The sequence below is a fragment of the Granulicella aggregans genome (assembly GCF_014203275.1).
Taxonomy (GTDB): Bacteria; Acidobacteriota; Terriglobia; order Terriglobales; family Acidobacteriaceae; genus Edaphobacter.
The window spans coordinates 1-2,163 of record NZ_JACHIP010000071.1 but is presented as its reverse complement, the minus strand read 5'-3'; the positions used below and the strand labels follow the sequence as shown (position 1 = coordinate 2,163).

Sequence of the window (2,163 nt, the reverse complement as noted above, 5' to 3'; positions counted from 1 at the left end):
GCGCTCGATCTCGATATCCCCGATTAGCTCGGACGCCCACTTTGCGGCCTTCGGTTCTGCGGTCTTGAGCACAAACTTAGTGGCCGGTTGCGACAACATCACCTCAGCAAGATGCCCGTAAATAACCTCTAGCTGGGCCTTGCCTTGGTAACCAAAGATGATGGGATTGTCGCTCTTGCGGCCCTTCGTCAGAGCGCTATGGAACTGTGGAAGCCGTTGCAAGGTTGCCAGTTCGTCGAGGACGAACCAGGCGCGCTTCTGCCCCTCCTTAGGAATTGTGAGAAGCCGGAGGATGAGCAAGTCGATCCAAAGAGAGTGGAGAGGTCGAAGGGCTTCCTGCTCTGCCTCCGTGCCGGTGAGGAAGATCCAACCTTGCCGCTTTTCTGCCCACTCCGTGGCGCTCCACTCTTTGCCGTTGGACTGTTCTCTGCTGGGAAGAAGACGAAGACTGTCGGCTATCAGGCCGAGAGAACCGAGCACACCGTTACGCTGATCGGCTGCGTCTTTCGAGATGATTGCCTCAAGCTCCGTCCCTTTCACGCGACGGTCGATCTCATCGGGATTCGACATCCACGCAGCCAGGTCCTGGGTCGAGGGACGGTACTTCATCAGGTGCGCGAAGATCTTTTGTGGTGTCTCAGTAAAAAATTCTCCCGCCTTTCCATCGACGGGCTGGTAGAGCGACGCCGCTATGGTTCGGGCCTCTGCCGCGTTCCGTAATTCTTTCGAAATCACCCAATCGGGCATCCGGGCGTCAAGAGGATTGAGGATCACATCGTTCCGCTTTTCTCGGAAAAAGCGCTGACTGAACTCGCCAGCCGGATCATAAACAATCGCCGATTCCCCACGGTCCTCGATCTGCGTAAGCATCCGAATCAGCAGAGTCGTTTTGCCGACTCCCGTGTCGCCCATCACCTGAATATGCTTGGCTTCAGCCCGCAAGGGCAGACGGATGATGATCCCCTTTTCATCTGTCGTGATGCCCAATCCTTCACCCTTGAGAATCTCGTTGAACTGCTTCGGGGACGACATCACCGGGCCGCGCAGAAGCCTTCCATACTTCATGCGTTTACCGCGTTTGAAGTCCCACGGAACCGCAAAACAGAGCATAAACAGGACGACCACACCCGCCTCAATCAGGGCAGAGCCGTAGGCACTGAGAACATCATCACCGCCAAAGATTGCGGCTCGGAACCACGAACAGAGGGCCTCATCCGCGATCTTCCGTTCCGGCCCGCGCGCAAAGCTGGTGAAGCCCTGGGCGGTTGCTGCAGGCGACAATTGGACACTGATTTCCTTCCCGTTCGGAAAGATCGTTGTCCCTGAAATAAAGTCCTCGGGCTGGGCTACACGCGGTGCTCTCTTGCCTCCGAAGAGGTAAATCAACCGGAACGAGTTGTGCATCTTGAACTCGGAACCGGCTGCGCTCTTGAGGTAATCGCCGGTATAGTTCCGTGCCAGAAACGGCTTGGTGAGGTAAAGCCCAAACAACAACGTCATCACAATCGGCACCGCAAGAATCATCGTTCCGATGGTGTAGATCGGTACCTGCGGTGGCCAAATAACTGTCTCTTTACGTCCCCATTGACTCGCCATGTCTCAACGCTCCTTTTGCTCTGCTGTTGCGTACTGTTCCATCACATCTGTTGCCGCTTGGCGTTTCGTTGTGCGCACGGTTGAAAGCACGCCGGTGAACTCTTCCGGCTTCATTACTGTGCCGGTTGCGAGTGGTTTAAGAACGAGATTCAGAAGCATTCGCGTTGCGACAATCTCTGTGAAAAGAGCGTCGGCCCGAGTGCTGCGTGCTTCACGTAAAAGCACATCACGCGCCCATTCACTCGCTGATTTGCCCTCGCGTTCAGCCGCGATGACAATCTCACGTTCTTCGTTCAAAGTGATCTTTGTCCCTAAGCTTCGCGAGCGCGACGAACGTATCCTTCCGCGTCCCAACCGCTGGCTGATCGTCGGTTCTTCCATAGCTTCATACCTCGTGGATGAGCCGTTTAGCGTGGTTCCTAAGTGGGAACCACGCGTTCCCATTTAGGAACCGGTACGGCCTATCTAGCGTGTTTTGTGATGGTTCCCAACTAGGAACGATTTGGCCTAAAACTCAACCCTAGGAGGGGTGGAGTGTCAATAATCTCCATGTGCGGAGCACATATC

The 2,163-nt window shown here is 55.3% G+C and carries 2 protein-coding genes; both read right to left on the bottom strand.

Annotation, left to right across the window (positions count from 1 at the left end):
• The coding region (locus HDF16_RS30070) for a type IV secretion system DNA-binding domain-containing protein (protein WP_184224640.1) at nucleotides 1–1,596 on the bottom strand (1,596 nt) is incomplete at its 3' end.
• 3 nt (nucleotides 1,597–1,599) lie between these two features.
• The gene (locus tag HDF16_RS30065; RefSeq protein ID WP_184224638.1) at nucleotides 1,600–1,977 is read right to left on the bottom strand and encodes a hypothetical protein; all 378 of its coding nucleotides are present in this window, start codon (nucleotides 1,975–1,977) and stop codon (nucleotides 1,600–1,602) included.
• Nucleotides 1,978–2,163 lie beyond the last annotated feature (186 nt).